Genomic DNA, 24,487 nt, shown 5'->3' with positions numbered 1-24,487 from the left:
CGCGCCCGGCCCGGAGACCAGCAGCTGTCCACAGGCGGGCGTCCGGGCGGCATCATCCACAGGACGCCGCTCACGGGCGACGCCGCAGCGCGATCAGGTCGAGCGTGGGGGCATGGATCCACGAGTGGTGGCTGCGTTTGCTCGCCACGGCAACCTGATGACCCGGCGCCAAGCCCTGGCCGCGGGAGTGTCGGTCATCCAGATCGATGACTGGGTACGCCGCGGACACTGGGTCTCGGCCCGCCGCGGGGTCTACGCGACGGCGGCGTTCTGGGAGTCGCTCGATCAACGCCGTGAGCTCCCTCTGTACCTCTCCCGGGCAGCGAGCCTGGCGATGCGCAAGCCCCACGTCCGCAGCCATGACTCGGCTGCCCTCGAGCTCGGCATGCAGATCCTCAAGCCACACCCCCTGCTGGTGCACGTCACCCGCCCGGGTGTCGTCGGCAGCCGCACCGAGCATGGGGTGAAGCACCACAAGGCGCCCTACCGGCTCGATCAAGTGACGACCGTGGACGGATGGCCCGTGCTCGACGCCGCGCGGACCGCTGCCGACATCGCGCGCGAGCACGGCTACGTGCGAGGAGTGGTGGCGTTCGACTCGGCACTGCGCGCCGGCGCGACTCGCGGCGACCTGGTGCGTGCGATCGAGCCGATGCGGTGCTGGCCGGGCGTCACCCAGGTCCGGGCGGCCGAGGACCTCGCCGACATCCGGTCGATGAACGTGGCAGAGAGCCTCGGCAAGATCCTGGTGACCGAGCTCGGGTTCGGACGCCCCGAGCCCCAGTTCGGTCTGTCCGACGGCACCCGCGAGGTGTGGTGCGACCTGCGGCTCGGTCGTCACTTCTTCGAGATCGACGGTGCCGTGAAGTACGTCCCCGTGTCGGAAGGTGGGTTCGCCGAGGACCCGGGCAAGGCGCTGTGGGAGGAGAAGCTCCGACAGGACTTCGTGACCGGCTTCAAGACGGGTGTGTCTCGGATCGTCTGGGGCGACTTCTGGGGCGATCGGCGCAAGGAAGCGCTGCGACGCCTCACCCGCGAGTACCTCGACACCCGCGCGCGGTTCGGCGACTCGATCGCCGACCTCGAGCCCTACCGGATCCGTCGCCCGCCGCCGTTCGCCGCGTGACCGGTACGCCGGGCTACCCGTCACCCCCTGGCCGTTTTGTAACGCGGTGTCCACGTGTCTGGTCGAGGGCTGCAGCACCGCACAAGTTCGGCGGACACCGTGTTACAAGCGAAATGGCCGGGGCTCACTCGCCGCGGAACACCGGCTTCCGGCCGGCGGCGAACGCGTCGAGGCCCTCGGCGAAGTCGGCGGTGGTGAAGAGGGCGCGCTGGCCGGAGTGCTCGCGGTCGAGGGCGGCCTCGAGATGGGGGAGCGTGGCGGCGTTGATGGCCTTCTTGATGCCGCTCTGGGCGAGCCCGGGGCCGGCGGCCAGGCGGCGCGCGAGCTTCGCGACCAGGGCCTCGAACTCGTCGTCCGGTGCGACGTGGGTGATCAGCCCGCACTCGAGGGCGTCGGCGGCCGACAGGGGCTCGCCCAGCAGCGCCATCCGCATCGCGCGGGCACGCCCGATCGACGCCGCGACGGTGGCCGAGGAGCCGCCGTCGGTCATCAGGCCGATCCGCGCGAAGGGCAGCAGGAAGGCCGCGGACGACGACGCCACGATGATGTCGGAGACCAGGGCGGCCGAGCAGGCGACGCCGGCGGCGATGCCGTTGACCGCCGCCAGCACCGGGACCGGGCAGTCGACGACCGCGCGGATCACCCGGTTGGCGCCGTCCATGGTCTCGACCGGGTGCTCGGGCGCCAGCCGCAGCGACTCCATGTCGGCGCCGGCGCTGAAGCCGCGGCCGGTGCCGGTGATCACCACGGCGCGCACCTCGTCGCGCGCCCGCGCACCTTCGAGCTCGGACGCCAGCGCTGTCATCATCGCGCCGTCGACGGCGTTGAGGACCTCGGGACGGTTGAACGTCAGCCAGAGCACGCCGTCCTCGACACGGACCTCCAGGTGCTCAGACAACGGACACCCCCGCCGCCCGCATCTCGTCCAGCGCAGCGGACGTCGTCTCCGGGGCGACCCCCGCGCACAGGTCGGTGAGCAGCCGCGTCGTGAAGCCGGACGTCACCGCGTCCAGCACGGTCGACCGCACGCAGTAGTCCGTCGCGATCCCGCACACGTCGACCGACGTCACCTCGTGGGAGCGCAGCCAGTCGGTCAGGCCGACGCCGTCGACGGTGCGGCCCTCGAAGCCCGAGTACGCCGCCGTCTGCTCGCCCTTGAGGAAGATCGCGTCGAAGGGCTGCGGGTCGAGGTTGGGGTGGAACGCCTCGCCGTCGGTCCCGACCCGGCAGTGCACCGGCCACGACTCGGCGAAGTCGGGCTCGCGCGACCAGTGTCCGCCCGGGTCGACGTGGTGGTCCTTGGTCGCGACCACGTGGTCGTACGCCGGGGCGTCCGGCCCCCGGGCGGCCCAGGACCGGAGCAGCGCCCCGATGTCGGCGGCGACGCGTGCTCCTCCGGTGACGGGCAGCGACCCGCCCTCGCAGAAGTCGTTCTGCACGTCGGTGACGATCAGCGCGCGCTTCATGTCGGGCACGCTACCGCTCACTCGTGGACGGTCGGGATGACCGGCTCGCCGCGCGACATCTGCTGGATCGCGACCGGCAGCTCGCCCCGCGACCGGAGGTGCCGCTCGCGCGCCGCCTCCAGAGACTCCCGTCCGACGACCTCGCCCGACCGCACCAGCGGGACCAGCAGCGCCCGGTCGTCGCCGTCGTCGACGGGCCGGTGGCCGATGCCGACCACCTCGGCCTCCGCGACGCCCGACGGCGTACGCCGGCGCAGCGCGTACTTCCGGCCGCCGACCGAGACCTTGTCGACGCTCTTCTTGGCCACCGACTCCAGGTCGCCGTCCGCCGACTCGCGGGCGACCAGCTTGTAGACGAACCCGCAGGTCGGGTGGCCGCTGCCGGTGACCAGCTCGGTGCCGACGCCGTACCCGTCGACCGGTGCCGCTGCCAGCGCCGCGATCGCGTGCTCGTCGAGGTCGCTGGTCACGATGATCCGGGTCTTCGTCGCGCCGAGCGCGTCGAGCTGGGCCCGGACCCGCGTCGCGAGGACGGCGAGGTCGCCCGAGTCCAGGCGCACGGCGCCGAGGCCCGGCCCCGCGACCTCGACCGCGAGGCGCACCGCCTCCGTGACGTCGTAGGTGTCGACCAGCAGGGTCGTGTCCCGGCCGAGCGAGTCGACCTGCGCCCGGAACGCGTCCGCCTCCGTGTCGTGCAGGAGCGTGAAGCTGTGCGCGCTGGTGCCCGTCGTCGGGACGCCGTACCGCTGCCGGGCAGCGAGGTTGGAGCTCGCCGCGAAGCCCGCGACGTACGCCGCCCGCGCGGCCGCCACCGCCGCCTCCTCGTGGGTGCGCCGAGAGCCCATCTCGATGCACGGCCGGTCGCCGGCGACCAGCGTCATCCGCGACGCCGCCGACGCGACGGCCGAGTCGTGGTTGTAGATCGAGAGCAGCAGCGTCTCGAGCAGCACGGCCTCGGCGAACGTCGACTCGACCACCAGCAGCGGTGAGAAGGGGAAGTAGGTCTCGCCCTCGCCGTAGCCCCAGACATCACCGGAGAAGCGGTACGACGCCAGCCAGTCGAGCGTCGGGGCGTCCACGACGTCCTCGAGCGCCGCGAGCGTCGAGGCGTCGAACGTGAACTGCTCGAGGGCGTCGAGAGCCCGGCCGACACCCGCGACCACGCCGTACCGACGGCCCTCGGGGAGCCGCCGCGGGAAGAGCTCGAAGACCGAGCGGCGGTGCGCGGTGCCGGACCGCAGCGCGGCCTGGAGCATGGTCAGCTCGTAGTGATCGGTGAGCAGGGCTGTTGACCGGGTCACGGCAGGAGGCACGAGGGTCAGTGTGCCAACATTGCCGGTGTGACCGCGCCCGTCGAGGTCGAGCCGACCGCCACTCCCGATGAGATCGTCCAGACGGCCAAGCCGTGGGTGACGATCGTCTGGAACGATCCGGTCAACCTGATGTCCTACGTGACCTACGTCTTCCAGAAGTACTTCGGCTACTCGAAGAAGAAGGCGGAGAAGCTGATGTACGAGGTGCACGAGGACGGCAAGTCCGTCGTCAGCCACGGCACCCGCGAGGAGATGGAGCGCGACGTGCAGGCGATGCACGAGTACGGCCTCTGGGCGACGATGGACCGGCAGGAGTAGCAGCGGCGTGTCTGGATTCCACCGGCACCGGCGGAGCAAGCTGATCATCGCGAACTTCTCCGGCTTCGAGGCTGACCTGCTGCGATCGCTCGCCGGCCAGCTCGTCGAGCTGCTGCGCAACGAGGCGGCCGTCCCCCGCGACGACGTCGACCCGTTCGAGGCGATGATGGACTTCTCGGGGCCGACCCAGGAGCCCGAGGACCCGGTCCTGGCCCGGCTCTTCCCGACGGCGTACCCCGACGACGAGGAGGCCGCGTCGGAGTTCCGGCGCTTCACCGAGGGCGGCCTGCGCGACGGCAAGGCGGCCGCGGCCATCGCGATCATCGACGGCCTCGAGGAGGCCGGGCTCCCGCAGGAGCTGACCGAGGACGGGCTGATGATCGACGTCGAGCTCGACACGCCGACCGCGGAGACGTGGATGCGGTCCTTCACCGACCTGCGCCTCGCGCTGGCCACCCGGCTCGAGATCGAGGAGGGCGACGAGGCCTACTGGCACTCGCTCTCCGACGACGACCCGCGTGCCCAGGCGCACGACATCTACGAGTGGGTCGGCTACCTCCAGGAGACGTTGGTGGGAGCCTTGAGCGCATGAGCCCGATCCCGCCGTACGTCGTCGAGATGCGCGCCCTGATCGGCAAGCGCCAGATGTGGCTGCCGGGCATCACCGCGATCGTCCACCGCGGTACCGGCGCCGATGCCGAGGTCCTGCTCACCCGGCGCGCCGACAACGGGGAGTGGGCGCCGATCACCGGGATCCTCGACCCCGGCGAGGAGCCGGCCGTCGGGACGGCCCGCGAGGCCTTCGAGGAGTGCGGCGTCGAGGTGAGCGTCGACCGGCTCGCGTCGGTGGGCGTCAGCCCCGAGATCACCCACGGCAACGGCGACCTGGCCGTCTACCTCGACCTGACCTTCACCTGCTCCTGGCTCTCCGGGGAGGCCCGGGTCAACGACGACGAGAACGTCGACGTCCGGTGGTGGCCGGTGGCGGCACTGCCGCCGATGGCCGACTGGCTCCTCGAGCGGATCGACGCAGCGCTCGCAGGTGAGACCGCGGCGCGCTTCGTCCGCTGAGCCTCGTAGGCTGGAGCGGTGCTGACCATCGACCGAGCGACGTACGACGGCATCGTCGCCCACGCCAAGCGGGACCACCCCGACGAGGCGTGCGGCGTCGTGGCGGGTCCCGAGTCCAGCGACCGCCCCGAGCGCCTCGTCGAGATGGTCAACGCGGCCGGGTCGCCGACGTTCTACGAGTTCGACTCCACGGAGCTGCTCGAGCTCTACAAGGAGATGTGGGACCGCGACGAGGAGCCGGTGGTGATCTACCACTCCCACACGGCCACCGAGGCGTATCCCAGCCGCACCGACATCGGTCTCGCCAACGAGCCGGGAGCACACTATGTGCTGGTGAGCACGCGCGAGCACGGGAATAACGAAGGTCCCGTGGAGTTCAGGTCCTACAGGATCGTCGACGGCGAGGTGACCGAGGAAGAGGTCACGGTCGTCGACGAGCAGCCCGTCAGCAACTGAGGAGTCACACCCCATGGCCATCGAGGTCCGGATCCCCACCATCCTGCGCAACTACACCGACGGCGAGAAGGCCGTCAGTGCCGACGGAGCCAGCCTGAGCGCGCTGATCGACGACCTCGAGGCCAACCACCCCGGCATCAAGGACCGCCTGATCGAGAACGGCGACCTGCGTCGCTTCGTCAACGTCTACGTCAACGACGAGGACGTCCGCTTCATCGGCGGCCTCGAGGCCGAGCTCAGCGACGGCGACCAGGTCGTCGTCCTCCCGGCCGTCGCCGGCGGCTGATCGCGATGGCCGAGCGTCGCACCTTCGTCCTCGTCGACGGCGAGAACATCGACGCGACGCTCGGCAACTCGCTGCTGGGCCGTCGTCCGGCACCCGAGGAGCGACCCCGCTGGGAGCGGGTGACCGAGTTCGCAGAGCGGACCTGGGGCCAGCCCGTCACCGGCCTCTTCTTCCTCAACGCCAGCAACGGCAACCTGCCGTCGTCGTTCGTCCAGGCGCTGCTGGCGATGGACTACCGGCCGATCCCGCTCTCCGGCACCTCGGACCAGAAGGTCGTCGACGTCGGCATCCAGCGCACGCTGGAGGCGTTGCTCTCGCACGAGGAAGCGGACGTGCTGCTCGCCAGCCACGACGCCGACTTCGCCGAGCACCTCGGTGACCTGCTGGGGGCCGGCCGCAAGCTCGGCCTGATCGGGCTGCGCGAGTTCATGAGCACCCAGCTCACCGGGCTGGGCGTCCCGCTCTTCGACCTCGAGGACGACGTCAACGCCTTCATCCAGCCGCTGCCGCGGGTGCGGATCATCCCGCTCGCCGAGTTCGACCCGGAGAAGTTCCTGAGATGAGGGACGCGAAGCGGACCTCATGATGGTGGTCGAGCAAGCCGCGCGACTGAGGAACGAAGTCGCTACCGGCGTGTCGAGACCGAGTAGACCCTCCCTCCGTTCCATCGCCCGATCACGAATGGCAACCTGATAACGATGCGCTTCGACAACCTGCTCGCCTCCGTCGGCGGCACCCCCCTGGTGGGGCTGCCGAGGCTCTCCCCGAGCCCCGACGTACGCCTCTGGGCGAAGCTCGAGGACCGCAACCCGACCGGCTCGATCAAGGACCGCCCGGCCCTGAAGATGATCGAGGAGGCGGAGAAGGACGGCACGCTCCGTCCCGGCTGCACGATCCTCGAGCCGACCTCGGGCAACACCGGCATCTCGCTGGCGATGGCCGCCAAGCTCAAGGGCTACCGGATCGTCTGCGTGATGCCGGAGAACACCTCCGAGGAGCGGCGCCAGCTGCTGCGGATGTGGGGCGCCGAGATCGTCTCCTCGCCCGCCGCCGGCGGCTCCAACGAGGCGGTCCGGGTCGCCAAGCGGATCGCCGCCGAGCACCCGGACTGGGTGATGCTCTACCAGTACGGCAACGCGGCCAACGCCCGCGCGCACGAGGAGGGCACCGGGCCCGAGCTGCTGGCCGACCTGCCCTCGATCACCCACTTCGTCGCCGGTCTCGGAACCACCGGCACGCTGATGGGGGTGAGCCGCTTCTTCCGCGGGGCCAAGCCCGACGTCCGGATCGTCGCGGCCGAGCCGCGGTACGGCGAGCTGGTCTACGGCCTGCGCAACCTCGACGAGGGCTTCGTCCCCGAGCTGTACGACGCCGAGCTGATCGACACCCGCTTCTCGGTCGGTCCCCGCGACGCCGTCCGCCGGGTGCGGGAGCTGCTCGAGCTCGAGGGCATCTTCGCCGGCATCTCGACCGGCGCGATCCTGCACGCCGCGCTGGGCCAGGCCGCGAAGGCGGTCAAGGCCGGTGAGAGCGCCGACATCGCATTCGTGGTTGCCGACGGCGGCTGGAAGTACCTGTCGACCGGTGCCTACGAGGGCACCATCGACGACGCCGAGAGCCGGCTCGACGGCCAGCTCTGGGCGTGATCGCCGGACGTCAGCTCAGCTGACGTCGAGGTTCTGCTTGGCGTCCAGCTCGCTGCCCGGGATGGACCTCATGCCGAGCAGGTCGAGCGAGAGGTTGCCCAGGTCGCCGTTGCGCACGGGCTGCCGCGCGGCGGCGTACCGCGGACGCGCGGTGCCCGGGTCGCGGTAGTCCGGGTTGAGCGCGTAGAGGTCGCCTGCGGTCACGCCGGGGCCCCAGGCCACGAACGGGATCCGGTAGTTGGCGAGCACCTTCGGGCTGTGCGTGGTGCGGCCGGGCATGAAGCCGTGGTCGGCGGTGAGGACCACGACGACGTCGTCGAGCGACGGGTTGTCGTCGATCGCCGCGAGGACCACGCCGAGGTCCTGGTCGGTCTGGCGGACCGCGGAGAGGTACTGCGCCGACATGCCGCCGTACTCGTGCCCGAAGCGGTCGGGCAGGGACACGTGCAGGAAGGTGAACGCGCGGTCCGCAGAGGCCAGGTCGGCCACCGCCCGGTGGACCAGCGCGGTCTGGTCCTCGTTGACGACGAACCGGTCGATCCCGCGCGACCACGAGCGCTTGTAGAGAGCGAACTTCTCCTTGGTGGAGAAGAGCGCGGTCCGCTCGCCGGCGGCGTGGACCACGCTGAAGACGGACTGGACCGGGTGGCCGGCGGCCTTCGCCACGGTCATCCTGCGGCGGTCGTCGTCCCAGGTCACGCCGTGGCCGCCGTGGCGGCGGTCGACGCGGCGGCCGGTCATCATGCCGGTGTGGTTGGGCAGGGTGACGTTCTGCTCGAACTCGGTGCGCGCGTTCAGCGTCCCGGCGCCCTCGTCGAGGAGCCGGTGGAACGTCGGCGCACCGGTGCTGCCCAGGCGGCGGATGGCGTCGGTGTTGAGCCCGTCGACCGAGATCGCGAGCACCCGCGTCGCGCTGGAGGAGGGCTCGTGCCGGACCGACGCGGCGGGGGTCTGTGCCGACGCGCAGGCGGGCGCGACCAGCGACAGCGTGAGGGCGGAGACGACGGCACCGAGACGAGAGAGCATGCCCCGACGCTACCTGCCGGGTGCTCCGTGACCCGCATCTCCAGTGACGTGGGTCGCGCAGGCGGGACGGTGACGGTCCGACGCTCTAGCCTTGCCTCCGTGCACGACCTGACCAGCGCCGATCCGCGGGACCTCCCGATCGGCATCTTCGACTCCGGGTTCGGCGGGCTGACCGTCGCCCGGTCGGTCATCGACCAGCTGCCCCACGAGTCGATCGTGTACGTCGGCGACACCGCCCGCCAGCCCTACGGACCCAAGCCGATCGGCGAGGTCCGCGAGTACGCCCTCGAGTGCCTCGACCACCTGGTCGCGCTCGGCGTGAAGGCGCTGGTCATCGCGTGCAACTCCGCCAGCGCCGCGATGCTGCGCGACGCCCGCGAGCGCTACGACGTGCCCGTCGTCGAGGTGATCCTGCCGGCGACCCGACGCGCGGTCGCGGCCAGCCGCACCGGCCGGATCGGGGTGATCTGCACCCACGCGACCGCCGAGTCGATGGCGTACGACGACGCCTTCGCCGCCGCCCCGCACGTCGAGCTCGTCACGCAGGCCTGCCCGCGCTTCGTCGACTTCGTCGAGGCCGGCATCACCGGTGGCGACGAGCTGATCGGCGTGGCCCACGACTACCTCGACCCGCTGATCTCCGCCGGCGTCGACACCGTGATCCTCGGCTGCACCCACTACCCGCTGCTCACCGGCGTCATCTCCTACGTCATGGGCGACAACGTGACGCTCGTCAGCAGCGCGGAGGAGTGCGCGAAGGACGTCTACAAGATGCTGGTGCGCACCGAGCTGATGCGGCCCGGCGGCGACCCGTCGTACACGTTCCTCACCACCGGCTCGCCCGGGGAGTTCGAGACCATCGGCAGCCGCTTCCTCGGGCCCGAGCTCGGCGTCGCCTCGCAGTTCGTCGGAGGTCTGGTGTGAGGCTGACCGTCGTCGGCTGCTCCGGCAGCTACCCCGGACCGGAGTCCCCGGCCAGCTGCTACCTCCTCGAGGCCGATCACGAGGACCGCACCTGGCGGGTGCTGGTCGACCTCGGCAACGGGGCGCTCGGCGCGCTGCAGAGGTACGTCGACCCGCTGACCATCGACGCCGTGCTGCTCAGCCACCTGCACGCCGACCACTGCCTCGACCTGTGCGGCTACTACGTGATGCGCAAGTACCACCCCGACGGTCCGCAGCCGCGGATCCCGGTGTGGGGACCGCCCGGCACCGCCGAGCGGATGGCGCGCGCCTACGACCTGCCGACCGACCCCGGCATGACCGCGGAGTTCGACTTCCGGGAGTGGGTGGACCCGGTGACGATCGGCCCGTTCACGGTCAGCCCGGTCCCGGTCACCCATCCCGTGCCCGCGTTCGGGCTGCGCGTCTCCGCCGGGGGTGTCACGCTCGGCTACACCGGCGACACCGGTCCGTGCGCCGCGGTCGACGAGGTCGCCCGCGACGCCGACCTGCTGCTCGCGGAGGCATCCTTCCTCGCCGGCGTCGACAACCCGCCCGACCTGCACCTGACCGGCACCGACGTCGGCGCGGCCGCGACCCGGGCCGGCGCCCGGCGAGTGGTGCTCACCCACGTGCCGCCCTGGCACGACGCCGAGGTCTCGCTGACCGAGGCGCGCACGACGTACGACGGTGATGTGGAGCTGGCGGTCGCCGGGGCGACGTACGACCTCTGACGCAGCTGCCCGCCGGATGGCCCGAACGGGTCACGCCGTGGACTGGGGTGAACGGCTCCTGGACCTGTGAGCCGGGCCACCGGGCCCGGACGGTCCACGAGGAGTCGCCATGCGCCTGCCACGTATCACCCCGTCCTTCGTCGTCAGCATCGTCGCGCTCGGCGTCGCCCTCAGCGGCACGGCGTACGCCGCCGGTGTGCTGCCCGGCAACAGCGTCGGCACCACTCAGCTGAAGAGCAACGCGGTCGTCTCCGCCAAGGTCCGCGACCACACCCTGATGGCCAAGGACTTCAAGGCCGGGCAGCTCCCGAAGGGAGCGAAGGGCGACCAGGGGTCGCAAGGTGTCCAGGGGGAGAAGGGCGACCAGGGTGAGAAGGGGGACAAGGGGGACAAGGGGGACAAGGGCGACCCGGGGTCCTCGGTCGGCTGGGTGACGGTGGCGTCCGACGGCACGGTCTACACCCACGGCGGCTCCCTCGCGACCCCGACCATCACCCACCCCTCGACCGGCCTCTACTGCATCACCGGTACGGGGTGGGTCCAGCAGGGCGGTCCGTACGCCGTCACGCCGATCAACTCCGGCCAGGGCGGCCAGGCGACCCTCAACCCCTACTTCTGGGGGAGCGGTTGCAACGGGGCCGGCTACAACATCACCGTCTCCACGTTCAACGCGAGCGGGACGCTCGCGAACAGCTACTTCACGCTGACCAAGCTGGGCTGAGGGACGGACCGAGGTCAGCGTCCGTTGAAGGTGACCTTCACCGGCACGGACGTCGACGCGTCGGGCGGGCTCTTGATCCCGAACGCGAGCTGGTTGCCGACCACCGTGCGCAGCTGAACGCCCTTCTTGGCCGGGCGCACCCGGTAGGCGATCCCGTCGCCCTTGGCCGCGCAGGTCACCTTGAGTGGCGGCTTCCGCACCCCGCGGGTGGTGCCGTCGACCGACACGACGTACTGGCCACCCTGCTTGCGGATGGTGGCCGGCACACCGACCGTCTCGCCGCAGCGCCCGCCCGCGCGCCGGCCCGCCTGGCGCAGGGGCACGGCCTGGTCGTAGGTGATCAGGCCGGCCAGCTGCAGGCACGCCCCCAGGATCGCCGCGGCCGCCGAGGCGTTCTTCGTCTTGTACTCCGCCTCGTACGGGTCGGAGGGGAAGCCCGCCGAGACGTAGGTGTGCAGGACGACGCAGACCAGCAGGCGCTTGCGCTTGGGCAGGGTGCCCATCGACGCCACGAACTTGTCGAATGCGTCGATCTCCTCGTCCTCCGCACTCGGCTTCGGCTGGAGGGTGATCTCACCCTGCTTGATCTTCCCGATCGTCGGGCTCGTGGTCGACAGCGAGCCGCCCTCGGGCACGGTGCCCGAGACCGACGCGGGCAGGTGGTCCGCCCCGTCGAGCTGCTCGGCCTCGGAGGACCCGGCGACCAGCACCGAGCCTGCGAGGAGGAGGCTCGTGACGGCGGCGACGTGGCGCAGGCCCATGCGGGGACGGTACGCCGGTCCGCGCCCGCCGCCGCGGGGCGCTAGACCAGTCCCGCTCTAGCTCAGTCCGGCGTCGTGGATTTCGAGACACGCCGCGCACCCCGTCACTCCGTGGCGGTGTGCGCCGGCGCCCTCAATCTCCCGACGTACTCCGGACTTCGCTAGCTCAGTCCGGCGTCGTGAGTGCAGATGGCGATCTGGACCCGGTTGGTCACCTGGAGCTTGTCGAAGAGTCGGGAGACGTGCGCCTTCACCGTCGGCACGGAGAGGTGCAGCTCCGAGGCGATCTCGGCGTTGCTGAGGCCGCGGCCGATGGCGAGGGCGACCTCGTGCTCCCGGTCCGTGAGCGCCGTCAGCCGTTGCTGGGCCTGCTCGGCGCGCTCGCGGCCGGTGTCCGGCTCGGCGCTGTCGGCGCGCAGGCGACGGATCAGGGTGCGGGTGACGGAGGGGGAGAGCATCGGCTCGTCGTCGACGACCTTGCGGATGGCGGCCACGATCTCGGGGGGAGGGGTGTCCTTGAGCAGGAACCCGTCCGCGCCGGCGGCCAGTGCCTCGACCACGTGCTCGTCCGCGTCGAAGGTGGTGAGCACGATGACCCGCGGCGGGTCGGGCCGGGCGTGCAGCTCGCGGGTCGCGGCGAGCCCGTCCAGCCGCGGCATCCGGATGTCCATGAGGACGACGTCGGGGTGCAGCTCGGCGCTCAGCCGGACGCCCTCCCAGCCGTCCGACGCCTCGCCGACGACCTCCAGGTCGGCCTGGCCGCCGAGCATCAGCCCGAGCGCCGAGCGCACCAGGGGGTCGTCGTCGACCACCAGGACCCGCGTCATGTGCTCCACGGTATCCACCCGTGCAGCACGAACATCGACCCGTCGCGCCGGGCCTCGAGCCGGCCCCCGCGCAGCTCCGCGCGCTCGGTGAGACCGACGAGGCCGAGCCCGGCGCCGGGGGTCTGGGTCGGACCGAAGCCGAGGGGGTTGCGCAGCACCACGTCGATGCCGTCCTCGGGGGTGCCGGTGATCCGCACCGTGAGGAGCGCCCCGGGCGCGTGCTTGCGCACGTTGGTCATCCCCTCCTGGACGATCCGGTAGACCGTGCGCCCGGCGGCGTCGGGCACCCGCGGGCCGTCCTCCGGCACCAGGTCCTCGAGCTCGACCCGCAGCCCGCTGTCGCGGGCCTCGGCGACCAGGCAGGCCAGGTCGGCGTACGTCGGCTGCGGCGCGCTGTGCCGCTCGCCGGTGTCGTCGCGCAGCACGCCGAGGACGTCGCGCAGGTCGGTCAGCGCCTCGTGCGCCTGGTCGCGGATCACGCCGGCGCTCGCGCGGGTCTCGGCGGGCGTCAGGTCCTCGCGGTAGGCGAGCGCCCCGGCGTACATGGAGATCTGCGAGATCCGGTGAGCGAGGACGTCGTGCATCTCCCGGGCGATCCGGGCGCGCTCGTTGCCGCGGGCCTGCTCCACCCGGAGCTCCTGCTCGGACTCGGCCCGCTCGGCCCGGTTGCGCAGCGTCCAGATCAGCTCCCGACGCGAGCCGATGTACATGCCCCACGCGAGCACGGCCGCCGTCGCGACGACGTTGACGGACAGGGAGACCCAGACGGAGTCGCCGTTGGTCGGCAGCACGGTGCTGAAGAACTGGCTGGCGGCGAACGCGACCGAGCCGACGAGTGCGACCTCCCGCCACCTGCGCCGGGTCGCGAGCGACACGACCGCGAGGACGGCCGGTCCCGACGCGGTTCCGGACACCGCGCTGGCCAGGCTGAGCACGAGGGCGATCGGGACCGGCCAGCGGCGGCGGAAGAAGACGAGGACGAAGCAGATGGCGCCGAGCAGGAGGTCGCCCATCACCCAGAGCTCGGAGATGCGCTCCTGGTCGCTGGACACCGGCAGCCAGGCGACGGCCGAGATCGCGACCATGAGGACGAGTCGCCACGCGTGGCTCCACAGCCGCAGCGGCGGCTGGTACTCCTCAGGGGCGGGGCGGTCCACGCCGCAAGGCTAGGCCGCGCCGGCTCCCGGCGGAGCGGCCGCGGGTCGCTGGCGACCCCCTACTAAGGTCTCGCGGCTCGCGCCCGACGAAGGATGTTTCTGTCGTCGTCGTGCGGCAGGCTGGACCCATGATCACCGTCGAAGGACTCACCAGGAAGTACGGCACGTTCACGGCAGTGGACAACGTCAGCTTCGTCTGCCAGCCCGGGCGGGTGACCGGGTTCCTCGGTCCCAACGGCGCCGGCAAGACGACCACGATGCGCGTGATGGTCGGGCTGACGCCCGCCACCTCGGGGCGGGTGACCATCGGTGGTCACCTCTACCAGGACATCCCCAACCCCGGGCGCCACGTCGGCGTCCTGCTGGACGCCTCGGCCCAGCACGCCGGCCGCAGCGGCCGCGAGATCCTCGAGCTCGGTGCTCGGACGATGGGTCTCGACAACTCGCGCGTCGACGAGATGCTCGAGCTGGTCTCGCTCACCCCGGGCGAGGCGAAGCGTCGCCTGCGCAACTACTCCCTCGGCATGAAGCAGCGCCTCGGCATCGCCCACGCGCTGCTCGGGGACCCGTCGGTGCTCATCCTCGACGAGCCCGCCAACGGCCTCGACCCGGCCGGCATCCGCTGGATGCGCGGCCTCCTCAAGGGGTACGCCGAGCGGGGCGGCACCGTGCTGCTCTCCAGCCACCTGCTCAACGAGGTCGAGCTGATCGCCGACGAGATGATCCTCATCGGCCACGGCAAGGTCGTCGCGCAGGGCGACAAGAAGTCGCTGCTGGCCGGCGCCAAGGGCTCGGGCACCACCTTCGTCACCGCACTCGACAACCACCTGCTCGCCGAGGCGCTCCAGGCCAAGGGCTTCGTGGTCGCCGGTGCCGGCGACGGCCTCCGGGTCGAGACCGAACCGGTCGAGGTCGGTCGCACCGCCGCCGAGAAGGCGATCGTGCTCACCGACCTCCGCGCCGCCGACGGCGGACTGGAGGACCTCTTCCTCGAGCTCACCTCCGACACCCAGCGCGAGGGCCTGTCATGAGTGCCACGGCTCCCGGCCTCGGCCACGCCCTCGACATCTCCACGACGTCGTCGACGCCGTTCTCGCGCCTGGTCAGGGTCGAGCTGCGCAAGACCTGGGACACCCGGGCCGGGCTGTGGCTGCTGATCTCGACCGCCGTCCTCACCGGCGTCGTCATGGCGATCCAGCTGGCCGTCGTCGTCGCCCAGGACCTGCGGGTCTCCTACAACGACTTCCTGACCTCGACGAACTTCTCCATCGGCCTGCTGCTGCCCGTCATCGGCATCCTGCTGCTGACCAGCGAGTGGAGCCAGCGCACCGCGATGGTGACGTTCTCGCTCGAGCCCCGGCGACCGCTGGTGATCGCCGCGAAGTTCGTGGTCGGCATCGGCCTGGCGATCGTGGCCGTGGTCATCGCGCTGGTGCTCGCCACGATCTGCAACGCGCTGTACGGCGCGTTCTCGGGCGCGACGGTCGTGTGGGACCAGAGCGTCGAGCAGACGGCGTACTTCGTGCTGCTCCAGGTGATCGGCATGCTGACCGGCTTCGCGTTCGCCGCGCTGCTGCTCAACTCCCCGGCCGCGATCGTGCTCTACATGGTCTACTCCTTCGTGCTGCCGGGCCTCTTCGGCCTCGGCGCCGCGCTGATCGGCTGGTTCGAGGACATCCAGCCCTGGATCGACTTCAACGACGCCCAGACCGGTCTCTTCGACGGCAACGGGATGTCGGGCGAGGACTGGTCCCACTTCGCGGTGTCCGGGTTCATCTGGCTGGTCGTGCCGCTGGTCATCGGCATCCTCCGGGTGCTGCGTGCGGAGGTGAAGTGACATGACCACCGCAGCGCCCGGACTCGGGCACGCGCTGGACATCTCCACCACCCGTCCGACGCCGTTCTGGCGCCTCGTCAGGGTCGAGTTCCGCAAGTCCTACGACACCCGCGCCAGCTTCTGGCTGCTGATGGTGATCGGCCTCATCGTGCTGGCCACCGAGGCCGTCGTGCTGGCCGTGGTGATCGCGAACGACGAGTCGATCCAGTTCGGGGACTTCATCGGGGCGGCGGCGTTCATGACGTCGTTCCTGCTGCCGGTGCTCGGCATCATGCTGGTGACCAGCGAGTGGGGCCAGCGCACGGCGATGGTGACCTTCGCGCTCGAGCCGCGGCGCCCGATGGTGATCGCCGCCAAGGCCGTCGTCGGCGTGCTGCTCACCCTGGCGACCGTGGCGGTCGCGATCGTGCTGGGCCTGGCGTGCAACCTGATCTACGGGGCCGCGCAGGGCGGCGCCGACTGGACGTTCGGGTGGGCGGGCTTCTTCGCCTTCATCGTCAACCAGACGTTCGCAATGCTGGGCGGGTTCGCGTTGGCGGCGCTGCTGCTCAACACGGCCGGCGCCATCGTGGTCTTCTTCGTCTACAAGTGGGTGCTGCCGATCCTGATCGGGATCGGTGCCTCGCTGATGGCGTGGTTCGACAAGCTGGCGCCCTGGATCGACTTCCTGACGGCCCAGAACGAGCTCTACGACTGGCCCCTCACCGGTGACCAGTGGGCGCACCTGGTCGTGTCCGGCTTCATCTGGCTGGTCGTCCCGCTCGTCATCGGCATCGGGCGCATCCTCCGGGCCGAGGTGAAGTAGTCACGCAACGTTGACCGACACGACACCTCGCGTCGGTCGACCGGAACCGGGTCCGGAGACCCTGAAGGCATGTACCTGCGGCTGGCAGCCCTCGGTGACAGCACGACGTACGGCATCGGCGACCCGGTGCCCGGGGGCTGGCGGGGCTGGGCCCGGCTGCTGGCCGGTGCGCTCGCGACGTCGTACGACGTCTCGTCGTGCAACGTGGCGGTCTCCGGAGCGACGGCGACCTCCGTGCGCGCCGAGCAGCTCGACACGGCCCTCGCGCACCGGCCGGACGTCGCCTCGCTGGTGGTCGGGATCAACGACACGATGCGCTCGGCGTGGGACCCGGCCCGGGTGCGCGACGACCTGATGACGTGCGCGGACGCGCTGCACGGCTCCGGGGCGCTGCTGCTGACGGCTCGCTTCCACGACCACGGCTCCGTCTTCGGCCTGCCGGGTGTGCTGCGCCGGCCGCTCGCCGAACGGATCGAGACCGTCAACCGCGTCTACGACGAGATCCACGCGACGTACGGCGGCCTGCGCATCGACCTGGCCACCCGGCCGGAGGTGACCGACCGGAGGTTCTGGTCGGTCGACCGGCTGCATCCCTCCGAGCTCGGGCACCGCGTCCTCGCCCACGCGTACGCCGGGCTGCTCGCGGTCGCCGGCATCGCCTGCGAGCCGCCCAGCCTCGTAGCGGCGGGCGGCTACGACCCGAGCTGGCGGCGCGACCTCGCGTGGATGATGGCCGAGGGTGGCCCGTGGGTGGGGCGTCGGGCGAGGGACCTCGCGCCGTGGGCGGTCCGGATGGCGTGGACCGAGGTCCGTCGCGAGCGCGTTCTAGTCTGACGACGTGCACCTCGACCCCACGGACGCGACGATCCACGCGCTGATCGCACGCAAGCCGGCCGGACCGATCTCGATGCTCAACCTGCTGCGCTTCCGCGACGTCGCGGACTACTCCCTCTCGCCGGAGCTCGCGCCGGCCGCGCCGATCTCGGGCAGCGCGGCGTACGCGCTCTACGTCGAGCACACCTTGCCGTTCCTGGAGGCCAGCGGCGGCTCGTACGACGTGCTCGGTGACGGCGGCGCCTGGTTCGTCGGCCCCGAGCACGAGCGGTGGGACCACGCGATCCTCGTGCACCAGCGCAGCCTCGAGGACTTCTTCGCGTTCGCCACCGACGCGGCGTACATCATGGGCCTCGGGCACCGCACCGCGGCGCTCGAGGACTCCCGGATCCTCCCGCTGGTCCGGACGCCCTGAGGCGCGGCTCCTTATCCGGTAACGCCTGCTACGCAGGCTTTCGCATCCGATCTGGCCGCGTTGTCGGCGACTCGACGGGACTCCGTCCCGCCTTCGCACCTCCGCCTTGCCAGACACGGCGCGAAAACCTGCTCGCGACGGCGCCGGATAAGGGGCCACACCCTAGGGTCGTCCCATGAGTGCACGCGAAGACGGCAGGGCAGACGACGAGCTCCGACCGGTGACGATCACCCGCAACTGGCTCGACCACGCGGCGGGCTCCGTGCTCATCGAGTTCGGCCGCACCAAGGTCCTGTGCGCCGCCTCCGCGTCGCCGGGCGTGCCGCGCTGGCGCAAGGGCTCCGGCCTGGGCTGGGTGACGGCCGAGTACGCGATGCTCCCTGCATCGACCAACACCCGCTCCGACCGCGAGTCGGTCAAGGGCCGCATCGGCGGCCGCACCCACGAGATCAGCAGGCTGATCGGGCGCTCGCTGCGCGCGGTCATCGACTACCAGGCGCTCGGCGAGAACACGATCCAGCTCGACTGCGACGTCCTCCAGGCCGACGGCGGCACCCGCACCGCTGCTATCACCGGGGCGTACGTCGCCCTGGCCGACGCGGTCGCCCACCTGCGCTCCACCGGGGCACTGACAGGCGAGCCGCTCACGGGGTCCGTCGCCGCCATCAGCGTCGGCATCATCGACGGGGTCCCGCGCCTCGACCTCCCGTACGTCGAGGACGTCCGCGCCGAGACCGACATGAACGTCGTGATGACGGGCGCGGGCAAGTTCGTCGAGGTCCAGGGCACCGCCGAGGGCGCGGCGTTCGACCGCGCCGAGCTCGACGCCCTCCTGGCGCTGGCCGAGAAGGGCTGCACCGACCTGACGCGTCTCCAGCAGGAGGCGCTGAGCTCATGAGCGGGGCGCCGATGAGGGTCTTCCTCGCCTCACGCAACGCCAAGAAGATCGCGGAGATGGAGCGCATCCTGCGCGAGCACCTCCCCGACGTCGAGGTGCTCGGCATCGACCAGGTCGACGGCTACGACGAGCCGGTCGAGGACCAGGCGACGTTCGAGGGCAACGCCCTGCTGAAGGCCCGCGCCGGGGTGCTTGCCACCGGGCTGCCGTCGCTGGCCGACGACAGCGGGCTGTGCGTCGACGCGCTCAACGGCATGCCGGGCGTGCTGTCCGCACGCTGGTCGGGGCCGCCGAAGAGCGACCAGCGCAACAACGAGCTCCTGCTCGCGCAGCTCGAGGACGTGCCGGACGAGCGGCGTACGGCGCACTTCCACTGCGCCGTCGCGTTCTGCCACCCCGACGGCGAGGAGCTGACCAGCGGGACGATGCCGGGCCGGGTGATCCGGGAGGTCCGGGGCAGCGGCGGCTTCGGGTACGACGTGCTCTTCGAGGCCGAGGCCCGGCCGGGGCTGACGACAGCGGAGCTGAGCATCGCCGACAAGGACGCGATCTCGCACCGCGGCTGGGCGCTGCGCCGGATGGCGCCGATCGTCGCCCGGATCCTGCGGTGAGGCGACACTTCTTCCTGCGACGCAACCTGGCCAGGCTGCTGCTCAGGCTGTCGCGCTGGAAGACCGTCGGTGTGGTGCCGAAGAAGGGGATCCTGGTCGGCGCCCCGCACACCTCCAACTGGGACTGGGTCCTGACGATGCTGCTCGCGTGGGACAACGACGTGCAGATCCGGCTGCTGGTCAAGGACTCGTTCTTCAAGGGACCGCTCGCCCCGATCATGCGCGCGTCCGGTGCCGTCGAGCTCGACCGGTCCAACCCGGGCGCGACCATCCGCGGACTGCTCGCCGACGCCGAGACCGACGACACCTTCCTGCTCGGGATCGCCGCCGAGGGCACCCGCAGCAAGGGGGAGTACTGGAAGTCCGGCTTCTACCGGATCTCCCAGCAGACCGGTCTCCCGATCACGCTCGCCTTCCTCGACGCACCCTCGCGGACCGTCGGGTGGGGTCCGACCTTCCCGGTGACCGGCGACGTGGTCGCCGACATGGACCGGATCCGGGCGTTCTTCGCCGACAAGACCGGCATCAAGCCCGAGGGCACGACGGTGCCGCGGCTGCGTGAGGAAGAGGCTCAGGCGGGCTGAGCGCTCCGCGCCAGCCGCTTGGTGAGCACGACGCCCCACAGAGCCGCGAACGCGAACATGAAGATCGAGTAGACCGCGGACGGGATCGAGATCTGGGTGCTGTCGAGCACCTCGACCGCGACGTAGATCGCCAGGGTGGCGTTGTGGACGCCGATCTCCATCGACGACGCGACCGCCTGGGCCTCGCGGACGCCGGCGGCGCGCGGTACGACGTACCCCGTCACCAGTGAGATCACGCAGAACAGGGCGGCGGCGAGGCCCACGTCGGCGAGGTAGCCGGCCGCGTCCTCGCGCTGGTCGATGAGGATCCCCAGCACCAGGACCGCGAGGATGACGGCCGATCCGATCCGCACCGGCTTGTCCATCCGCGTCGCGAAGCCCGCCGCGCGGGCCCGCACGAGCATGCCGATCGTGACCGGCACCAGCACGATCGCGAAGACCTCCACGACCTTGACGAACTGCAGCGAGACCGAGTCGCCGAGGTCGTAGTGGTTGATCGCGAGGTTGGTGATCAGCGGCAGCGAGATGATCGAGATGATCGAGTTGATCGCCGTCAGCGAGACGTTGAGCGCGACGTCGCCGCGGAAGAGGTGGCTGAACAGGTTGGCGCTCGTGCCGCCGGGGGAGGCGGCGAGCAGCATCATCCCGACCGCGAGCAGCGGCGGCAGGTCGAGCACCTTCACCAGCCCGAAGCAGACCACCGGCAGGATGACCAGCTGGCAGGTGAGCGCGACGGCGACCGCCTTGGGTGCGCTGGCCACGCGCCGGAAGTCGCCGGGGGTCAGCGAGAGCCCGAGACCGAACATGATGATGCCGAGCGCCAGCGGGAGGGCGACGGTCGTGAGCGCGGAGTCCATGCGCGGACTCTAGTGACCGCCGTCACATCGCGGGGTCGATCGAGGGAGGTGGTGCGCCCGGCGAGAGTCGAACTCGCACTGGTCAGGACCTAAACCTGATGCCTCTGCCTGTTGGGCTACGGGCGCGCGACAGCAGTGTCCCAGAGACTCAGCGCGGCTCTTCGTCCGCGTTGTTGAGCTCGAGGTCTCGGCGCAGCTTGGCGACGTGGCCGGTGGCCTTGACGTTGTACTGCGCGAGGAAGACCTTGCCGTCCTCGTCGACGACGACCGTGGAGCGGATGACGCCCTCGACGACCTTGCCGTAGAGCTTCTTCTCGCCGAAGGCGCCGTACGCCGCCAGCACGCTCTTGTCCGGGTCGGACAGCAGGGTGATGGTGAGCCCGTCGCGCTCACGGAACTTGGCGAGCTTCTCCGGCTTGTCCGGCGAGACGCCGACGACCTCGTAGCCGGCCGCCTGGAGCGAGGACAGGGAGTCGGTGAAGTCGCAGGCCTGCTTGGTGCAGCCGGGGGTCATCGCGGCCGGGTAGAAGTAGACGATCACCTTGCGGCCGAGGAAGTCGCTCAGCGCCACCTCCGCGCCCGTGTCGTCGGTGAGGGTGAACTCCGGAGCGGTGTCACCGGGGGAGAGGCGCGCGGGCTGGCTCACGGGGCGGAACTCCTTGTCGCAAAGAATGTGCAATAACGTAGGGTGGGCAATCTCGGGCACGACCAACCTATCCCCCGTCCCACCCGAGCAGGAGAGCGCATGCACGTCCCTGACGGCTTCCTCGACGCACCGACGTCGGCCGCCACCGGCGCCGTCGCGGTGGTGACGATCGGCGTCGCCCTGGTCAAGGCCCGCAATGAGCTCGACGACAAGACCGCGCCGATGGCCGGCCTCGTCGCCGCCTTCATCTTCGCCGTCCAGATGCTCAACTTCCCGGTCGCCTCCGGCACCAGCGGTCACCTGATGGGTGGGGCGCTCGCGGCGGTGCTCGTCGGGCCGTGGACCGGCATCCTGTGCCTGAGCGTCGTCTTCATGGTGCAGTGCCTGCTCTTCGCGGACGGCGGCATCACCGCGCTCGGCACCAACATCACCCTGATGGGGCTGACCACGGTCGCCGTCGGGTGGCTGGTCTTCAAGGGCCTCCAGATGGTCATGCCGAAGCGGCTCTCGATGGTCCCGGTCCAGGCCGGGATCGGCGCGCTGGTCTCGGTGCCGATCGCCGCAGGCCTGTTCGTGGCTCTCTACGCGATCGGCGGCACCGCCGACATCCCGCTCGACAACCTCGCCGCCGCGATGGTGGGCGTCCACGTCCTGATCGGCATCGGCGAAGGGATCATCACGTTCCTCGCGGTCGGCGCGATCCTCGCCGTCCGCCCCGACCTCGTGTACGGCGCGCGCCCGATCCTGGAGCGCCGCGAGCTCGAGATCCGCACGCCCACGACGGGAGCGGCCGCATGAGGCGCCCCCGCTCCAGGCCCAGCACCAAGGTGGTCCTGGTCGGTGTCCTCCTCGTCGCCCTGGCCCTGGCCGGGATCGTGAGCCGTTTCGCCGACGCCAACCCGGACGGCCTCACGAAGGTGTCCGAGGACCACGGCTTCGCCGGCACCGGCCGGACCCACCAGGGGTTCTTCGACGGCTACGGCAGCCTCACCGGCGTCATCGGCGTGCTGGTCGTGCTGGCCCTGGCCGGCGGCGTCACGTACGTCGTACGCCGGCGCTCGCGGGACGACCGGTCCTGAGGTGGGCGCCGGACACGGCCACAAGCTGCACTTCCACGGTCACTCCGTGGTGCACCGCGCCCCGGCGCACCTGAAGGTCCTGGCGCTGCTGGGCTTCATGGTCGTCGTGGTGGCCACGCCCCGCGACTGGTACGCCGCGTTCGCCGTCTACCTGGCTGCGCTGGTCGGCGTCATCGCGCTCTCGCGCGTCCCCCCGACGTACCTGCTCAAGCGCACCGTGGTGGAGGTCCCGTTCGTCCTCTTCGCCGTGTTGCTGCCGTTCGTCGCCACCGGGCCGCAGACCGAGGTGCTCGGCGTCAGCGTCAGCCAGCACGGCCTGGAGGCCGGGATCGCGCTGCTGGTCAAGGGCACGCTCGGCGTGCTCGCCAGCCTCACCCTCGCCGCGACGACCGAGCCCAACGAGCTGCTCCTCGGGCTCGAGCGGCTGCACCTGCCGCAGCAGCTGGTGCAGATCATGTCGTTCATGGTCCGCTACCTCGACGTCGTCACCGGCGAGATGCAGCGGATGCGGGTCGCCCGGGAGTCCCGCGGCTTCACGGCCCGCAACCCGAAGCACTGGCCGGTGCTGGCCCGCTCGGCCGGCGCCCTCTTCATCCGCTCCTACGAGCGCGGCGAGCGAGTCCACCTCGCCATGCTGTCGCGCGGCTACACCGGGAGGATGCCCCGGTGAGCACTCCCGTCCTCGACGTCCGCGGCCTGGCCTACGCCTACCCCGACGGCCACCAGGCGCTCTTCGGCGTCGACCTGCACGTCCACCAGGGGGAGCGGGTCGCCCTGCTCGGTCCCAACGGCGCCGGCAAGACGACGCTGGTGCTGCACCTCAACGGCATCCACACCGCCGGGGCGGGCTCGGTCTCCGTCAGCGGCCTCCCGGTCGAGAAGGCCAACCTGCAGGAGATCCGGCGCCGCGTCGGCATCGTCTTCCAGGATCCCGACGACCAGCTCTTCATGGGCACCGTGCGCGCCGACGTGGGCTTCGGCCCGGCCAACCTCGGCATCAAGGGCGAGGAGCTGGACCGCCGCGTCATGCACGCGCTGGAGCAGGTCGGCATGGCGGAGTACGTCGACCGCCCGCCGCACCACCTCTCCTTCGGCCAGCGGCGCCGGGTCGCGGTCGCGACCGTGCTGGTCATGGAGCCGGAGATCCTGGTGCTCGACGAGCCGTCGTCCAACCTCGACCCCGCCTCGCGCCGCGAGCTCGCCGACATCCTGCGCTCGCTCGACGTCACGGTGCTGATGGTCACCCACGACCTGCCCTACGCCCTCGAGCTGTGCCCGCGCTCGGTGGTGCTCAGCGGAGGCACGGTCGTGGCCGACGGGTCGACGTACGACGTCCTCACCGACGACGCGCTGATGACCGCGCACCGGCTCGAGCTGCCCTTCGGGTTCGACCCGCGGACGGCAGCGCCCCGGCCCTGACCGGGCCCCGGCGCGGTTGATAGCCTCGCACTCGCACCCGTCGACGGAGGAGAAGAAGTGGGCAAGGACGAATCGCTGTCCGCTCTCGAGGCTGAGATCGAGGAGACCAGGGAACAGCTGGCCACCACGATCGACCAGCTCCTCTACCGGGCGCACCCCAAGACGATCGTGAGCCGCGAGGTCAGCAGCATCAAGGGCCACTTCGTCGACCGGCAGACCGGCCAGCCGCGCACCGACAACATCCTCAAGGTCGTCGGCGGTGTCGTCGGCGTCGTCGTGGTGTTCGCGATCATCCGCAAGGTCGTCAACTGAGCTGTGGGTGACGCGTTGTCCAGCAAGACCCCGATCAAGATGCTCCACGACCGGGTCCTCGTCGAGCTCGACCGGGAGGCCGGCGAGCGCCGTTCGTCCGGCGGCATCGTCATCCCCGCCACGGCCGCGATGGGCGCGCGCCGCCTCGCTTGGTCGAAGGTGGTCGCCGTCGGCCCGCACGCCCGCTCCGTCGAGGTCGGCGACCGGGTGCTCTTCGACGCCGACGACAAGTCCGAGGTCGAGGTGCACGGCGAGCTCTACGTCGTGATGCGCGAGCGCGACGTGCACGCCGTCGCCGCCGACCGGGTCGGCGATGAGGCGACCGGCCTGTACCTGTAGG

At 71.1% G+C, this 24,487-nt stretch carries 34 protein-coding genes and 1 tRNA gene; 25 read left to right on the top strand and 10 right to left on the bottom strand.

Annotated elements, in window-relative coordinates; all coding sequences use genetic code 11:
- The first annotated feature begins 112 nt into the window (after positions 1 to 112).
- Positions 113 to 1,126, top strand: a complete 1,014-nt coding sequence (locus ACFPYL_RS22160) for a type IV toxin-antitoxin system AbiEi family antitoxin domain-containing protein (protein WP_379159669.1) — start codon at positions 113 to 115, stop codon at positions 1,124 to 1,126.
- 124 nt (positions 1,127 to 1,250) lie between these two features.
- On the opposite strand, the gene ACFPYL_RS22155 is transcribed toward ACFPYL_RS22160, so the two are convergent.
- The 3 genes from ACFPYL_RS22155 to ACFPYL_RS22145 are packed head-to-tail and all read right to left on the bottom strand — an operon-like array spanning position 1,251 to position 3,905.
- Complete coding sequence (locus tag ACFPYL_RS22155) at positions 1,251 to 2,024, bottom strand: enoyl-CoA hydratase (protein ID WP_379159666.1); 774 nt, start codon at positions 2,022 to 2,024, stop codon at positions 1,251 to 1,253.
- The gene (locus ACFPYL_RS22150; protein ID WP_379159663.1) at positions 2,017 to 2,592 is read right to left on the bottom strand and encodes an isochorismatase family protein; all 576 of its coding nucleotides are present in this window, start codon (positions 2,590 to 2,592) and stop codon (positions 2,017 to 2,019) included. The genes ACFPYL_RS22155 and ACFPYL_RS22150 overlap by 8 nt, the downstream gene beginning before the upstream one ends.
- Before the next feature lie 17 nt (positions 2,593 to 2,609).
- Positions 2,610 to 3,905 (bottom strand): nicotinate phosphoribosyltransferase, encoded by a 1,296-nt coding sequence (locus ACFPYL_RS22145; RefSeq protein ID WP_379159660.1) that lies wholly within the window; start codon positions 3,903 to 3,905, stop codon positions 2,610 to 2,612.
- A 27-nt stretch (positions 3,906 to 3,932) separates the two neighbouring features.
- Here ACFPYL_RS22145 and clpS point away from each other — a divergent pair, with 27 nt between their 5' ends.
- The 7 genes from clpS to ACFPYL_RS22110 all read left to right on the top strand — a co-directional run bounded on the left by clpS (position 3,933) and on the right by ACFPYL_RS22110 (position 7,682).
- Entirely contained in the window at positions 3,933 to 4,223 is a 291-nt protein-coding gene (gene clpS, locus ACFPYL_RS22140; protein ID WP_379159657.1) for an ATP-dependent Clp protease adapter ClpS, read from the top strand.
- A 7-nt stretch (positions 4,224 to 4,230) separates the two neighbouring features.
- On the top strand, positions 4,231 to 4,815 hold the full coding sequence (locus ACFPYL_RS22135) for a DUF2017 domain-containing protein (RefSeq protein ID WP_379159654.1): 585 nt from the start codon (positions 4,231 to 4,233) through the stop codon (positions 4,813 to 4,815).
- On the top strand, positions 4,812 to 5,294 hold the full coding sequence (locus tag ACFPYL_RS22130) for an NUDIX hydrolase (RefSeq protein ID WP_379159651.1): 483 nt from the start codon (positions 4,812 to 4,814) through the stop codon (positions 5,292 to 5,294). Before ACFPYL_RS22135 ends, ACFPYL_RS22130 begins: the two co-directional genes overlap by 4 nt.
- Positions 5,295 to 5,312: 18 nt before the next feature.
- The gene (locus ACFPYL_RS22125) at positions 5,313 to 5,750 is read left to right on the top strand and encodes a Mov34/MPN/PAD-1 family protein (RefSeq protein ID WP_379159648.1); all 438 of its coding nucleotides are present in this window, start codon (positions 5,313 to 5,315) and stop codon (positions 5,748 to 5,750) included.
- 13 nt (positions 5,751 to 5,763) lie between these two features.
- Positions 5,764 to 6,036 carry a MoaD family protein gene (locus tag ACFPYL_RS22120; RefSeq protein ID WP_056153603.1) on the top strand — a complete coding sequence of 91 codons (273 nt, stop codon included), beginning with the start codon at positions 5,764 to 5,766 and terminating at the stop codon, positions 6,034 to 6,036.
- Positions 6,037 to 6,041: 5 nt separating this feature from the next.
- A complete protein-coding gene (locus tag ACFPYL_RS22115) occupies positions 6,042 to 6,599 on the top strand; it encodes an NYN domain-containing protein (protein ID WP_379159645.1) in 558 nt (185 codons plus the stop codon).
- Between the two features lie 135 nt (positions 6,600 to 6,734).
- The gene (locus tag ACFPYL_RS22110) at positions 6,735 to 7,682 is read left to right on the top strand and encodes a PLP-dependent cysteine synthase family protein (protein WP_379159642.1); all 948 of its coding nucleotides are present in this window, start codon (positions 6,735 to 6,737) and stop codon (positions 7,680 to 7,682) included.
- A 15-nt stretch (positions 7,683 to 7,697) separates the two neighbouring features.
- Here ACFPYL_RS22110 and ACFPYL_RS22105 read toward each other — a convergent pair whose 3' ends face one another.
- Positions 7,698 to 8,708 carry an alkaline phosphatase family protein gene (locus tag ACFPYL_RS22105; RefSeq protein WP_379159639.1) on the bottom strand — a complete coding sequence of 337 codons (1,011 nt, stop codon included), beginning with the start codon at positions 8,706 to 8,708 and terminating at the stop codon, positions 7,698 to 7,700.
- Positions 8,709 to 8,807: 99 nt separating this feature from the next.
- Between ACFPYL_RS22105 and murI the strand changes: the two genes are divergently transcribed.
- The 3 genes from murI to ACFPYL_RS22090 all read left to right on the top strand — a co-directional run bounded on the left by murI (position 8,808) and on the right by ACFPYL_RS22090 (position 11,105).
- A complete protein-coding gene (gene murI, locus ACFPYL_RS22100) occupies positions 8,808 to 9,632 on the top strand; it encodes a glutamate racemase (protein ID WP_379159636.1) in 825 nt (274 codons plus the stop codon).
- A complete protein-coding gene (locus tag ACFPYL_RS22095; protein ID WP_379159633.1) occupies positions 9,629 to 10,384 on the top strand; it encodes an MBL fold metallo-hydrolase in 756 nt (251 codons plus the stop codon). Before murI ends, ACFPYL_RS22095 begins: the two co-directional genes overlap by 4 nt.
- A 109-nt stretch (positions 10,385 to 10,493) precedes the next feature.
- Positions 10,494 to 11,105, top strand: a complete 612-nt coding sequence (locus ACFPYL_RS22090) for a hypothetical protein (protein WP_379159630.1) — start codon at positions 10,494 to 10,496, stop codon at positions 11,103 to 11,105.
- Positions 11,106 to 11,119: 14 nt separating this feature from the next.
- Here ACFPYL_RS22090 and ACFPYL_RS22085 read toward each other — a convergent pair whose 3' ends face one another.
- The 3 genes from ACFPYL_RS22085 to ACFPYL_RS22075 all read right to left on the bottom strand — a co-directional run bounded on the left by ACFPYL_RS22085 (position 11,120) and on the right by ACFPYL_RS22075 (position 13,850).
- Positions 11,120 to 11,866 (bottom strand): hypothetical protein, encoded by a 747-nt coding sequence (locus tag ACFPYL_RS22085; RefSeq protein WP_379159627.1) that lies wholly within the window; start codon positions 11,864 to 11,866, stop codon positions 11,120 to 11,122.
- 161 nt (positions 11,867 to 12,027) lie between these two features.
- The gene (locus ACFPYL_RS22080; protein WP_379159624.1) at positions 12,028 to 12,693 is read right to left on the bottom strand and encodes a response regulator; all 666 of its coding nucleotides are present in this window, start codon (positions 12,691 to 12,693) and stop codon (positions 12,028 to 12,030) included.
- Positions 12,690 to 13,850: a sensor histidine kinase gene (locus tag ACFPYL_RS22075; RefSeq protein WP_379159621.1), complete on the bottom strand. Its 1,161-nt coding sequence runs from the start codon at positions 13,848 to 13,850 to the stop codon at positions 12,690 to 12,692. The genes ACFPYL_RS22080 and ACFPYL_RS22075 overlap by 4 nt, the downstream gene beginning before the upstream one ends.
- Positions 13,851 to 13,978: 128 nt before the next feature.
- Between ACFPYL_RS22075 and ACFPYL_RS22070 the strand changes: the two genes are divergently transcribed.
- From ACFPYL_RS22070 to ACFPYL_RS22035, 8 genes are all read left to right on the top strand, one after another.
- A complete protein-coding gene (locus tag ACFPYL_RS22070) occupies positions 13,979 to 14,881 on the top strand; it encodes an ABC transporter ATP-binding protein (protein ID WP_379159618.1) in 903 nt (300 codons plus the stop codon).
- On the top strand, positions 14,878 to 15,687 hold the full coding sequence (locus ACFPYL_RS22065) for an ABC transporter permease (RefSeq protein ID WP_379159615.1): 810 nt from the start codon (positions 14,878 to 14,880) through the stop codon (positions 15,685 to 15,687). The genes ACFPYL_RS22070 and ACFPYL_RS22065 overlap by 4 nt, the downstream gene beginning before the upstream one ends.
- Before the next feature lies 1 nt (position 15,688).
- Positions 15,689 to 16,492 (top strand): ABC transporter permease, encoded by an 804-nt coding sequence (locus ACFPYL_RS22060; protein ID WP_379159612.1) that lies wholly within the window; start codon positions 15,689 to 15,691, stop codon positions 16,490 to 16,492.
- 69 nt (positions 16,493 to 16,561) lie between these two features.
- Positions 16,562 to 17,326, top strand: a complete 765-nt coding sequence (locus ACFPYL_RS22055) for an SGNH/GDSL hydrolase family protein (RefSeq protein WP_379159609.1) — start codon at positions 16,562 to 16,564, stop codon at positions 17,324 to 17,326.
- A 4-nt stretch (positions 17,327 to 17,330) separates the two neighbouring features.
- On the top strand, positions 17,331 to 17,741 hold the full coding sequence (locus ACFPYL_RS22050) for a hypothetical protein (RefSeq protein ID WP_379159606.1): 411 nt from the start codon (positions 17,331 to 17,333) through the stop codon (positions 17,739 to 17,741).
- A 175-nt stretch (positions 17,742 to 17,916) separates the two neighbouring features.
- Positions 17,917 to 18,639 carry a ribonuclease PH gene (gene rph, locus ACFPYL_RS22045; protein ID WP_379159603.1) on the top strand — a complete coding sequence of 241 codons (723 nt, stop codon included), beginning with the start codon at positions 17,917 to 17,919 and terminating at the stop codon, positions 18,637 to 18,639.
- Positions 18,636 to 19,250 (top strand): RdgB/HAM1 family non-canonical purine NTP pyrophosphatase, encoded by a 615-nt coding sequence (gene rdgB / locus ACFPYL_RS22040; RefSeq protein WP_379159600.1) that lies wholly within the window; start codon positions 18,636 to 18,638, stop codon positions 19,248 to 19,250. Before rph ends, rdgB begins: the two co-directional genes overlap by 4 nt.
- A complete protein-coding gene (locus ACFPYL_RS22035; protein WP_379159597.1) occupies positions 19,247 to 19,834 on the top strand; it encodes a 1-acyl-sn-glycerol-3-phosphate acyltransferase in 588 nt (195 codons plus the stop codon). Before rdgB ends, ACFPYL_RS22035 begins: the two co-directional genes overlap by 4 nt.
- Here the strand turns inward: ACFPYL_RS22035 and ACFPYL_RS22030 are convergent.
- The 3 genes from ACFPYL_RS22030 to bcp all read right to left on the bottom strand — a co-directional run bounded on the left by ACFPYL_RS22030 (position 19,822) and on the right by bcp (position 21,337).
- Positions 19,822 to 20,691 carry a bile acid:sodium symporter family protein gene (locus tag ACFPYL_RS22030; RefSeq protein ID WP_379159594.1) on the bottom strand — a complete coding sequence of 290 codons (870 nt, stop codon included), beginning with the start codon at positions 20,689 to 20,691 and terminating at the stop codon, positions 19,822 to 19,824. The genes ACFPYL_RS22035 and ACFPYL_RS22030 overlap by 13 nt on opposite strands.
- Before the next feature lie 49 nt (positions 20,692 to 20,740).
- Positions 20,741 to 20,817: transfer RNA gene (locus ACFPYL_RS22025), tRNA-Leu, on the bottom strand.
- Between the two features lie 22 nt (positions 20,818 to 20,839).
- A complete protein-coding gene (gene bcp / locus ACFPYL_RS22020; RefSeq protein WP_379159591.1) occupies positions 20,840 to 21,337 on the bottom strand; it encodes a thioredoxin-dependent thiol peroxidase in 498 nt (165 codons plus the stop codon).
- 99 nt (positions 21,338 to 21,436) lie between these two features.
- On the opposite strand from bcp, the gene ACFPYL_RS22015 reads away from it, so the two are divergent.
- From ACFPYL_RS22015 to ACFPYL_RS21990, 6 genes are read left to right on the top strand one after another with little or no spacing between them, the layout of a single operon-like run.
- Positions 21,437 to 22,135: an energy-coupling factor ABC transporter permease gene (locus ACFPYL_RS22015; RefSeq protein ID WP_379159588.1), complete on the top strand. Its 699-nt coding sequence runs from the start codon at positions 21,437 to 21,439 to the stop codon at positions 22,133 to 22,135.
- Positions 22,132 to 22,416 carry a PDGLE domain-containing protein gene (locus ACFPYL_RS22010; RefSeq protein ID WP_379159585.1) on the top strand — a complete coding sequence of 95 codons (285 nt, stop codon included), beginning with the start codon at positions 22,132 to 22,134 and terminating at the stop codon, positions 22,414 to 22,416. The genes ACFPYL_RS22015 and ACFPYL_RS22010 overlap by 4 nt, the downstream gene beginning before the upstream one ends.
- Before the next feature lies 1 nt (position 22,417).
- On the top strand, positions 22,418 to 23,086 hold the full coding sequence (gene cbiQ, locus ACFPYL_RS22005) for a cobalt ECF transporter T component CbiQ (protein ID WP_379159582.1): 669 nt from the start codon (positions 22,418 to 22,420) through the stop codon (positions 23,084 to 23,086).
- Positions 23,083 to 23,835 carry an energy-coupling factor ABC transporter ATP-binding protein gene (locus tag ACFPYL_RS22000; RefSeq protein WP_379159580.1) on the top strand — a complete coding sequence of 251 codons (753 nt, stop codon included), beginning with the start codon at positions 23,083 to 23,085 and terminating at the stop codon, positions 23,833 to 23,835. Before cbiQ ends, ACFPYL_RS22000 begins: the two co-directional genes overlap by 4 nt.
- A 57-nt stretch (positions 23,836 to 23,892) precedes the next feature.
- Entirely contained in the window at positions 23,893 to 24,147 is a 255-nt protein-coding gene (locus tag ACFPYL_RS21995) for a DUF3618 domain-containing protein (RefSeq protein WP_379159577.1), read from the top strand.
- A 39-nt stretch (positions 24,148 to 24,186) separates the two neighbouring features.
- Complete coding sequence (locus ACFPYL_RS21990) at positions 24,187 to 24,486, top strand: GroES family chaperonin (protein ID WP_056154171.1); 300 nt, start codon at positions 24,187 to 24,189, stop codon at positions 24,484 to 24,486.
- The last annotated feature ends 1 nt before the right edge of the window (position 24,487 follow it).

It is taken from the genome of Nocardioides hankookensis (assembly GCF_042658885.1).
GTDB lineage: Bacteria > Actinomycetota > Actinomycetes > Propionibacteriales > Nocardioidaceae > Nocardioides > Nocardioides hankookensis.
The sequence above is the reverse complement of the archived record's forward strand: the minus strand, read 5'-3'. Positions and strand labels throughout refer to the sequence as shown.

Excerpts from the sequence above, each read along its gene's own strand:
- ACFPYL_RS22115 (WP_379159645.1), top strand. The coding sequence starts at position 6,042 with ATGGCCGAGCGTCGCACCTTCGTCCTCGTCGACGGCGAGAACATCGAC.
- ACFPYL_RS22065 (WP_379159615.1), top strand. The coding sequence starts at position 14,878 with ATGAGTGCCACGGCTCCCGGCCTCGGCCACGCCCTCGACATCTCCACG.
- ACFPYL_RS22085 (WP_379159627.1), bottom strand. The coding sequence starts at position 11,866 with ATGGGCCTGCGCCACGTCGCCGCCGTCACGAGCCTCCTCCTCGCAGGC.
- rdgB (WP_379159600.1), top strand. The coding sequence starts at position 18,636 with ATGAGCGGGGCGCCGATGAGGGTCTTCCTCGCCTCACGCAACGCCAAG.
- ACFPYL_RS22010 (WP_379159585.1), top strand. The coding sequence starts at position 22,132 with ATGAGGCGCCCCCGCTCCAGGCCCAGCACCAAGGTGGTCCTGGTCGGT.
- ACFPYL_RS22105 (WP_379159639.1), bottom strand. The coding sequence starts at position 8,708 with ATGCTCTCTCGTCTCGGTGCCGTCGTCTCCGCCCTCACGCTGTCGCTG.
- ACFPYL_RS22110 (WP_379159642.1), top strand. The coding sequence starts at position 6,735 with ATGCGCTTCGACAACCTGCTCGCCTCCGTCGGCGGCACCCCCCTGGTG.
- ACFPYL_RS22060 (WP_379159612.1), top strand. The coding sequence starts at position 15,689 with ATGACCACCGCAGCGCCCGGACTCGGGCACGCGCTGGACATCTCCACC.
- ACFPYL_RS22070 (WP_379159618.1), top strand. The coding sequence starts at position 13,979 with ATGATCACCGTCGAAGGACTCACCAGGAAGTACGGCACGTTCACGGCA.
- ACFPYL_RS22130 (WP_379159651.1), top strand. The coding sequence starts at position 4,812 with ATGAGCCCGATCCCGCCGTACGTCGTCGAGATGCGCGCCCTGATCGGC.
- rph (WP_379159603.1), top strand. The coding sequence starts at position 17,917 with ATGAGTGCACGCGAAGACGGCAGGGCAGACGACGAGCTCCGACCGGTG.
- ACFPYL_RS22015 (WP_379159588.1), top strand. The coding sequence starts at position 21,437 with ATGCACGTCCCTGACGGCTTCCTCGACGCACCGACGTCGGCCGCCACC.
- ACFPYL_RS22090 (WP_379159630.1), top strand. The coding sequence starts at position 10,494 with ATGCGCCTGCCACGTATCACCCCGTCCTTCGTCGTCAGCATCGTCGCG.
- ACFPYL_RS22120 (WP_056153603.1), top strand. The coding sequence starts at position 5,764 with ATGGCCATCGAGGTCCGGATCCCCACCATCCTGCGCAACTACACCGAC.
- ACFPYL_RS22150 (WP_379159663.1), bottom strand. The coding sequence starts at position 2,592 with ATGAAGCGCGCGCTGATCGTCACCGACGTGCAGAACGACTTCTGCGAG.
- ACFPYL_RS22160 (WP_379159669.1), top strand. The coding sequence starts at position 113 with ATGGATCCACGAGTGGTGGCTGCGTTTGCTCGCCACGGCAACCTGATG.
- ACFPYL_RS22030 (WP_379159594.1), bottom strand. The coding sequence starts at position 20,691 with ATGGACTCCGCGCTCACGACCGTCGCCCTCCCGCTGGCGCTCGGCATC.
- ACFPYL_RS21990 (WP_056154171.1), top strand. The coding sequence starts at position 24,187 with ATGCTCCACGACCGGGTCCTCGTCGAGCTCGACCGGGAGGCCGGCGAG.
- ACFPYL_RS22080 (WP_379159624.1), bottom strand. The coding sequence starts at position 12,693 with ATGACGCGGGTCCTGGTGGTCGACGACGACCCCCTGGTGCGCTCGGCG.
- ACFPYL_RS22055 (WP_379159609.1), top strand. The coding sequence starts at position 16,562 with ATGTACCTGCGGCTGGCAGCCCTCGGTGACAGCACGACGTACGGCATC.